The organism is Cryobacterium sp. TMN-39-2, from assembly GCF_004402745.1.
In the GTDB taxonomy this organism is placed as follows: domain Bacteria; phylum Actinomycetota; class Actinomycetes; order Actinomycetales; family Microbacteriaceae; genus Cryobacterium; species Cryobacterium zongtaii.
The window spans coordinates 44,491-52,729 of record NZ_SOFX01000041.1 but is presented as its reverse complement, the minus strand read 5'-3'; the positions used below and the strand labels follow the sequence as shown (position 1 = coordinate 52,729).

The window sequence follows — 8,239 nt, the reverse complement described above, 5'->3', positions numbered from 1 at the left end:
GGTGAGTCCGACCGGCCAGCCGACGCCGCCGCCCGCCTACGGCCCGCCCGCCCCGAGCGAGGGCACCCCGCCGCCGCCCTACGGTTCGCCGCCGCCGGGCTACACCCCGCCGGGCTCCGGTTACGGCACCCCGCCGCCCTCTGGTGGCCCCGCCGCCGGCTACTACGCCGGCCAGCCCGGGATGCCGTCGGCCACCAAGCAGCCGATCCTGAGCATCCTGTCGATGATCGCCGGTGTCATCGGCATCCTCGGGTCCCCGGTCGCGTTCTTCCCGATTTTCGGTGGCATCCTCGCCATCATCTTGCCGGCCGCCGGCGTGGTACTGGGTTTCATCGCCCGCAACAAGGAACCGAACGGCAAGGGCTTCTGGCTGACCGGGATCATCACAGGCTTCATGGGTATCGCCCTGGCGCTGCTGAGCATTCTGCTCTGGGCGCTGGTGTTCGCGACCGTGCCGATGAACAATTACAACTACTAGCCGCACAGCGAGTAGTCGAGAATCGAGTCCACACGCATGTTGCAGTCCGGGCAGCCCGAAACCCGGGCGGAGCGGGAGCAGTCAGTTCCGCCCGCCGGGACGCCGGCGTTGTCGCGCGCACAGGCGCGGGCTGCCGAGGCCAGGGCCGCTGAGCTGCGGGCACCCGCCGGGCGTTCGCCCGACCTGACCCGGCCGCCGGTCGCCGGCGAGCTCGCCTACGAGTCCACCATCACCGCGCCCACCGAGTGGGTGCCCTACGTGTACACCACCGCCGAGATCCAGACCCATGCGGCCCGCCGTGGTCTCAGCGTCGCTGCCGCGGTCTGCGGGGTGCTCGGGGTACTGGCCGGCATATTCGTGATCTGGGGGGCGCCCCTGAGCATCGCCGCGGTCGTGCTCGCTCTGGTGGCCAGGTACGTGGAGCGCCGCTCCGGCGTCCTCTGGCTCCTCGGCCTGCTCAGCGGTCTGCTGGGCATCCTGATGGCGGTGCTGTGGTTCGTCGTGATCACCCGGATGCTGCCCGCCTACTTCGGCTGAGCCGAACCCGCGAGCCGGCTGACGCCGGTCAGACCCGTTCCACCAGCAGCGCCACCTTGTGCCCGGCCGCGCGGGTCACCACCAGGGTGGCCGACTCCGGACCCTTGAGCTTCAACCGGGTGCGCAGGGTCGCCGGATCCACATCCACGCCGCGCTTCTTGATCTCCAGGGTGCCGATCTTCCGTTCAGCCAGCGCCAGCCGCAGCTTCTTCTCGTCGGTGGGCAGCACCTCGAGCACCCGGAACGCCGTGGCGAACGGGGTGCGGGTCAGCGTCGGGCTGGTCAGGTAGGCCAAGCCCTCGCTGAGCATCGACGCCTCCATCGATCTGGCGAGGGCACCGATCAGCCGGGCGCGGATGATGGCGCCGTCGGGTTCGTACACGTAGTCGCCGAGCTCGCCGACAGCCACATCCTCGCTGTCGGCAGCCGCGGTCAGCTCCGCGACTCCGTCCTTGCTGAGCAGCAGCGCCGACCGGCGGATGCCCGGTCGCGCGAGCGCACCGAACCACAGACCCATCTCCACCAGCTTGCCGTCCACCGACACCCACTGGGCCTCCGCGGTCTCGGGGATCTGGTCGCGGTCGTGGCCGGGACCGAGCTTGACGCCGACGGGAATCCGTTTGCTCAGCGCGTAGACGTCATCGAGGTTGGGGGAGTAGTCCTCTGACCGGGTGAGCCGGCTGGTGTTGCCGTGCCCGGCCGTGCGGCGGGCCGGGTCGAACCAGAGCGCGTCGAACTCGGTGGGGTCGATGTCGGCCGCGTCGGCGCAGCGCACTGAAGAGGTCGGGAAGGGGGCGAGGTTGAAGCTGGCGACCGTGGCGGTGACCTCGTCGACGTCGATCGCGGTCACCGTCAGCTCCATCGCGGCCATCGCCATGGCGTCGCCGCCGATGCCGCAGCCCACGTCGGCGACCCGGGTGAGGCCGGCCTCCACGAACCGGCCGGCGTGCAGGGCGGCGACCCGCAACCGGGTGGCCTGCTCCAGGCCGGCCTCGGTGAACAGCATCCGGCTGGCAAAGTCGCCGAACTTGCCCGTCGCCTTCGCCCGCAGCCGGGACTGGTAGAGCACCGCGTTGACCAGGGCGGGGGAGTGCCCGGCCTTGCGTAGGGCACTGACCGTGCGCACGACGTCGGCACCGGCCTCGTAGACGGGCAGGGAGTCCAGCAGGCGCAGGCCTTCGGGTGAGAGCAGCTCAACGAGCTCGGCGCGTTCCATCCCGCAAACCTATCAAGCCAAACCGGGCCGCACCCCGAGCACTCTGGCACTCACGTTGCGTGAGTGCCAGTTGCGCCCTAAACTCGACTTAGCACTCTCGCTGTGAGTCTGCTAACTACGTCTTAGCTAAGAAAGAGGTCAACCGTGTCGGTCTCCATCAAGCCGCTCGAAGATCGCATCGTCATCAAGCAGGTGGATGCAGAACAGACCACCGCTTCCGGACTTGTGATCCCGGACACCGCCAAAGAGAAGCCCCAGGAAGGCGAAGTTGTCGCCGTCGGCCCCGGCCGCATTGACGACAACGGCAACCGCATCCCGCTCGACGTCGCCGTCGGCGACAAGGTGATCTACTCCAAGTACGGTGGAACCGAAGTCAAGTTCGGTGGCGAGGACCTCCTCGTTCTGTCGGCTCGCGACGTTCTCGCGGTCGTCGTTCGCTAGTCACACCGCATATCGTTGAATCCCGGATGGCCTCGGCCATCCGGGATTTTTCGCGTCCAGAGGGGTAACAACGTGCACGAGAATCCGACAGATCCCACCGGGGCCGCCGAGCCGACCGAGCCGGTGGACGCCGCCCGGAGCGGGATGCGCCCGGTCCGCAGTTCCGCGAGCACGGGCCTGATCTTCGCGATCTGCGCCTACGGCATGTGGGGATTCCTGCCGCTGTATTTCCTTTTCCTGGCCCCGACCGGAGCGTTCGAGATCGTGGCCTGGCGGGTGCTGTTCTCGCTGGTGTTCTGCGCGGTCCTGATCCTGGCCACCCGGGCCTGGCGGCCGCTCGTGGCCGCACTGCGTTCGCCGCGCATCGTGTGGACGATGGGGCTGGCCGGGGTGCTGATCTTCATCAACTGGCAGACCTTCATCCTCGGCACCCTGAGCGGCCGCGTCGTCGAAACGGCGCTGGGCTATTTCATCAACCCGATCATCACGGTGCTGCTGGGCGTCCTGGTGCTGCACGAGAAGCTGCGCAGGGCCCAGTGGGCTGCCGTGGTGATCAGCTTCATCGCCGTGATCGTGCTCAGCGTCGGCTACGGCACCGTGCCCTGGATCTCCCTGATCCTGGCGTTCTCCTTCGGCTTCTACGGCCTGATCAAGAAGCGGGTCGGCGGTCACATCGACGCGCTCTCCGGGCTGACCCTGGAAACTCTCTGGCTCACGCCGATCGCGATCATCCAACTGGTCGTGGTCTCGCTGATCTCCGGCCTCACCTTCGGTACCGTCTCGACGGTGCACACCATCGCGCTGATCGGCACCGGTGTGCTCACCGCGGTGCCGCTGCTCTTCTTCGCGGCCGCGTCCCGGCGCCTGCCGTTGACCACGATGGGACTCGTGCAGTACCTCGCACCGGTGCTGCAATTCATCGCCGGCGTGGTCATCCTGCACGAGCCGATGCCGCCGGAACGGTGGCTCGGATTCGGGTTGGTCTGGCTCGCGCTGATCGTGCTGACCGTCGATATGGTGCGGGCGGGGCGGGCGCAGCGCCGGCCGGTTATCGACCCGATTTAGGGGCTCAGAGCCAAGCATCCTGGTCAGGGGGCCGTTCGTAACGATTTGGTCGCGTTACACGGCTGTAACACGACCGCCTTGTTTGATGTCGTTCGGGTGAATACCTTTGCAGCACGGCAACGATCGTTTGCCGTGCTCTAACCTTCGATTCCCCTTACCCTAGGAGCAACATGAGCGTATTCGCGAAGGCCTCGGCCTCCCGCTCGGCCCGCGCCGTCGTCACCGGCGTCGCCATCTTCGGCGTCAGCGCCCTTCTGCTCACCGGATGCAGCACCGACGCAGCCGAGCCGGCCGCTTCGGACGCACCCGCGGCGGAAAGCACTGTCGCTGAGATCACCGCCGGCGACCGCGCCCTGGACCTGAAGGTCGGCACGATCCTCCCCCAGAGTGGTGGGCTCGCCTTCCTCGGCCCGCCCGAAGAAGCCGGTGTTCAGCTCGCCGTCGAGGAGATCAAAGCTGCCGGCCTGGGCATCGACATCGAAGCCATCCTCCGCGACTCGGGCGACACCACGACCGATACCGCCACCGTCTCCGTGACCGACCTGCTCTCGCAGGATGTCTCGGCGATCGTCGGTGCGGCGTCCTCGGGTGTCTCCAAGACCGTCATCGACCAGATCACCGGCGCCGGCGTCGTGCAGTTCTCGCCGGCCAACACCTCGGCGGACTTCACGGACTACGACGACAAGGGGCTCTTCTGGCGCACCGCTCCGTCCGACATCCTGCAGGGTGAAGTCCTGGGCAACCTGATCGCCGAAGACGGCAACAGCACCCTGGGCCTGATCGTGCTCAACGACGCCTACGGAACCGGTCTGGCCGAGTTCACCACCACGGCCTTCGAGGCTGCCGGCGGAGAGGTCGTCGCCAGCGCGAGCTTCAACGAGGGCGACGCCAACTTCTCGGCCCAGATCGCCGAAGTCACCGCGGCCAACCCCGACGCGATCGCTCTGATCACGTTCGACCAGGCCAAGGTCATCACCCCGGACCTCGTGGCGAGCGGCTTCCCCGGCGACAAGCTGTACTTCGTCGACGGCAACCTGGCCGACTACAGCGAGGACTTCGCTGCCGGCCTGATCGAGGGCTCGAAGGGCACGCTGCCCGGCCTGGACACCGCGACCCTCGGTGACTTCACCGGCCGTCTGCTCGAGATCGACCCGGCCCTGACCGACTTCAGCTACGCGGCTGAATCCTACGACGCCGTCATCCTGATCGCCCTGGCTGCGTACGCAGCCAACGACGTGTCGGGTGAGTCGATCGCCAAGTACCTCCAGCAGGTATCCGGTGGCTCCGGTGAGGGCGAGAAGGTCACCGACTTCGCGTCGGGCGCCGCGCTCCTCGCCGAGGGCAAGCAGATCGACTACGACGGTTACTCCGGCACGATCACGTTCGACGAGAACGGCGACCCGACCGACGCAACCATCGGCATCTTCGAATTCGGTGCAGACAACAAGTACAGCCGCATCAACTAGTCACCCCCGCTGACTCGCGGTACACCACAGCAGACGTACCGCGACACGCACAGAAGGGCCCCGGCTTCGGCCGGGGCCCTTTCGCGTGCCCGGTGGCCGGTCACCGCCGAGTGACGGGGCGCCGGATGCCGGCCAGGGGGAGCGGCAGCCGTGGGCGGCAGCAGCGGAGACCGGCCAGTAGATGGCGGCCGCCACGGGCCCGCTGCGGGTCTTTAGGCGGCGGAGGCGCGGAGCTGCGCGGCTGGGGCGGCCAACGGCGTCAGAACGGCTCCTGGCGCCGCCGGTGAAACGCGAGATGCCCCGCTGCGGACCAGTTACCCCGGTAGACCGGGGCAACTCGTCCGCAACGGGGCAAGTCGGTGGTGCGGATGGTGCGGGAGGGTTAGTCGTCCTGACCCAGGGTGCCCAGGTACAGGCCGATCACCTTGGGGTCGTTCAGCAGCTCCCGCCCGGTGCCGGTGTAGGCATCCCGACCCTGATCGAGCACGTAGCCTCGGTCGCAGATCTGCAGGCAGCGGCGGGCGTTCTGCTCCACCATGATCGTGGTCACGCCGGCCTTGTTGATCTCCTTCACCCGCAGGAACGCCTCGTCCTGACGCACCGGGGACAAACCGGCCGAAGGCTCGTCGAGCAGCAGCACGTGCGGGCCCATCATCAGCGCCCGCGACATCGCCACCATCTGGCGCTCGCCGCCGGAAAGCGACCCGGCCCGCTGGCCGAGGCGCTTGCGCAGCTCCGGGAAGATCTCGGTGACGAACTCGAGCCGCTCGGCCAGGCCCTTGGGCTTCTGGTACATGCCCATCTCCAGGTTCTCCTGGATCGTCAGCGTCGGGAAGACGTTGTTGGTCTGCGGCACGAAGCCCACGCCCTTGGCGACCAGCTTGTTGGCCTTGAGGTTCGTGATGTCGTCACCGCGCAACCGGATCTCGCCCTCGCGTACCTTGACCAGGCCGAAGATCGACTTGAGCAGGGTCGACTTGCCGGCCCCGTTCGGGCCGATGATGCCGATCAGTTCGCCGTCGTAGGCGGTGAGCGAGCATTCGTTGAGGATGTTGACGCCGGGCACGTACCCGGCCGTCACGTTCTTGACCTCGACGACCGCCTTCCGCACCGGGGCCGGGGTGGCGTCGATCAGCGGGCTAGAGTTCGTCATCGAGCAGCTCCTTAATGGCTCCGACATGTTCCTTCTCGGCGTCGGGATCCTCACCGAGGTCCTCGTCGTGGTGCTGGCCCAGGTACGCGTCGATGACAGCCTGATTGCGCATCACCTCGTGCGGGTCGCCCTCGGCGACCACCTTGCCCTCGGCCATCACGATCACCCAGTCGGCGATGTGCCGCACCATGTGCATGTCGTGCTCAACGAAGAGCACGCTCATGCCTTCGGCCTTGAGGTTGAGGATGTGGTCGAGCAGCGACTGAGTCAACGCCGGGTTGACGCCGGCCATGGGCTCGTCGAGCATCACCAGGGTGGGGTCGCTCATCAGCGCCCGTGCCATTTCGAGGAGCTTGCGCTGCCCGCCGGAGAGGCTGGCCGCGTAGTCGTCCTTCTTGGTGTCGAGCTTGAACCGGGTGAGCAGGTCCAGCGCCTTGACCTTGTTGTCGGCCTCCTGCTGACGCCAGAGGAACGGCAGGACGGCGCGGAACAGGTTCTCGCCCACCTGCGCCTTCGCGCCGAGCAGCATATTGTCCATCACCGTCAGCAGGCCCAGGGCCTTGGTGAGCTGGAAGGTGCGCACCTGACCCATCCGGGCGACCTTGAACGCGGCCATGCCGCCGATGGGGGTGCCCTCGAAGGTCCACGAGCCGGTGTCCGGCTTGTCGAACCCGGTGAGCAGGTTGAACAGGGTGGTCTTGCCGGCCCCGTTCGGCCCGATCAGAGCGGTGATGGCGCCGCGGGGAATCTCGAGGTGCTCGACATCCACCGCCTTGAGGCCGCCGAAGGTGCGGCTGACGCCGTCGACCACGAGGATCGGGTCCTTCTTCTTGCAGCCGGGGACGGCCTCGCCGATGTGCATGTCAACTGTCTTGACGGGCTTGCCGGTGGGAACACTGTTACTTGACAAAAGCCAGCTCCTTCTTGTTTCCGAAGATGCCCTGGGGTCTGTAGATCACAATGAGCATGATCGCGACGCCCACCAGGATGAAACGCAGCTGTCCGGCCTGGATGCTCGTCAGGAACGGGATCCAGCCGGCCTCCACGGCCCGGGCGATGAACCCGGAGAAGAACGACAGCAGCACCCAGAAGACCATCGAGCCGATGACCGGACCGAGGATGGTCGCCGCTCCACCGAGCAGCAGGATGGCGTAGACGAAGAACGTCAGCGAGGTCTGGTAGTTCGACGGCACCACGGCACGCGGCAGCACGAAGATCATGCCCGCGATGGTGCCGAAGACGCCACCGAGGATCAGCGACTGCATCTTGTAGAAGTACACGTTCTTGCCCAGGGCGCGAACGGCGTCTTCGTCCTCGCGGATGCCCTTGATCACGCGGCCCCACGGGCTGCGCATGATCTGCCAGGTGAACAGGCAGGCGAGGATCACGATGGTCCAGGCCACGATGCGCAGCCACCAGTCGTAGGCGTTGTACTCGAACGGACCGAACCCGTAGGTGCCGTCGGGGATCGGGTTGAGGGCAGCGAATCCGCCCTTGTACCCGCTGAGCCCGTTGGCCGAACCGGTGATCGGTTCGAAGGTGTTGGTCGTGAACAGCAGGCGCACGATCTCCGCGGCCGCGATGGTGACGATGGCCAGGTAGTCCGCCCGCAACCGCAGGGTCGGGATACCCAGAACCAACGCGAAGATCACGGATGCGCCGATCCCTACGAGCACCGCCGCCCAGACCGGGAAGCCGAAGCTCAGGGTCGAGATGGCGTACCCATAGGCGCCGAGGGCCATGAAGCCGGCCTGGCCGAAGTTGAGCAGGCCGGTGTAGCCGAAGTGAATTGCCAGTCCCAACGCCGCGAGGGCGTAGGCGGCGGTGGTCGGGCTGATCAGCTCGACGGCCGCGTTGCTAAAGATTGCTCCCCAGTCGATCAT

Annotated in this window: 9 protein-coding genes; 5 read left to right on the top strand and 4 right to left on the bottom strand. The window is 67.1% G+C overall.

Annotated features, from left to right (window positions below; all coding sequences use genetic code 11):
• Positions 1–478 (top strand): DUF4190 domain-containing protein (locus E3O57_RS18785; RefSeq protein WP_166804765.1); only part of this gene is annotated, 478 nt, incomplete at its 5' end.
• Positions 479–514: 36 nt separating this feature from the next.
• Positions 515–1,015, top strand: a complete 501-nt coding sequence (locus E3O57_RS15565; protein ID WP_103478914.1) for a hypothetical protein — start codon at positions 515–517, stop codon at positions 1,013–1,015.
• Between the two features lie 28 nt (positions 1,016–1,043).
• Here E3O57_RS15565 and E3O57_RS15560 read toward each other — a convergent pair whose 3' ends face one another.
• Positions 1,044–2,231, bottom strand: a complete 1,188-nt coding sequence (locus tag E3O57_RS15560; protein WP_103478915.1) for an SAM-dependent methyltransferase — start codon at positions 2,229–2,231, stop codon at positions 1,044–1,046.
• A gap of 144 nt (positions 2,232–2,375) precedes the next feature.
• Here E3O57_RS15560 and groES point away from each other — a divergent pair, with 144 nt between their 5' ends.
• The 3 genes from groES to E3O57_RS15545 all read left to right on the top strand — a co-directional run bounded on the left by groES (position 2,376) and on the right by E3O57_RS15545 (position 5,203).
• A complete protein-coding gene (groES, locus tag E3O57_RS15555) occupies positions 2,376–2,672 on the top strand; it encodes a co-chaperone GroES (RefSeq protein ID WP_066597535.1) in 297 nt (98 codons plus the stop codon).
• A 144-nt stretch (positions 2,673–2,816) separates the two neighbouring features.
• Positions 2,817–3,737: an EamA family transporter RarD gene (gene rarD / locus E3O57_RS15550; RefSeq protein WP_088457138.1), complete on the top strand. Its 921-nt coding sequence runs from the start codon at positions 2,817–2,819 to the stop codon at positions 3,735–3,737.
• Positions 3,738–3,907: 170 nt separating this feature from the next.
• Positions 3,908–5,203, top strand: a complete 1,296-nt coding sequence (locus E3O57_RS15545) for an ABC transporter substrate-binding protein (RefSeq protein WP_088457137.1) — start codon at positions 3,908–3,910, stop codon at positions 5,201–5,203.
• 382 nt (positions 5,204–5,585) lie between these two features.
• Here E3O57_RS15545 and E3O57_RS15540 read toward each other — a convergent pair whose 3' ends face one another.
• The 3 genes from E3O57_RS15540 to E3O57_RS15530 are packed head-to-tail and all read right to left on the bottom strand — an operon-like array spanning position 5,586 to position 8,236.
• On the bottom strand, positions 5,586–6,356 hold the full coding sequence (locus E3O57_RS15540) for an ABC transporter ATP-binding protein (RefSeq protein WP_088457136.1): 771 nt from the start codon (positions 6,354–6,356) through the stop codon (positions 5,586–5,588).
• Entirely contained in the window at positions 6,343–7,218 is an 876-nt protein-coding gene (locus E3O57_RS15535; protein ID WP_088457135.1) for an ABC transporter ATP-binding protein, read from the bottom strand. The genes E3O57_RS15540 and E3O57_RS15535 overlap by 14 nt, the downstream gene beginning before the upstream one ends.
• A gap of 37 nt (positions 7,219–7,255) precedes the next feature.
• On the bottom strand, positions 7,256–8,236 hold the full coding sequence (locus E3O57_RS15530) for a branched-chain amino acid ABC transporter permease (RefSeq protein WP_088458110.1): 981 nt from the start codon (positions 8,234–8,236) through the stop codon (positions 7,256–7,258).
• Positions 8,237–8,239: the final 3 nt, after the last annotated feature.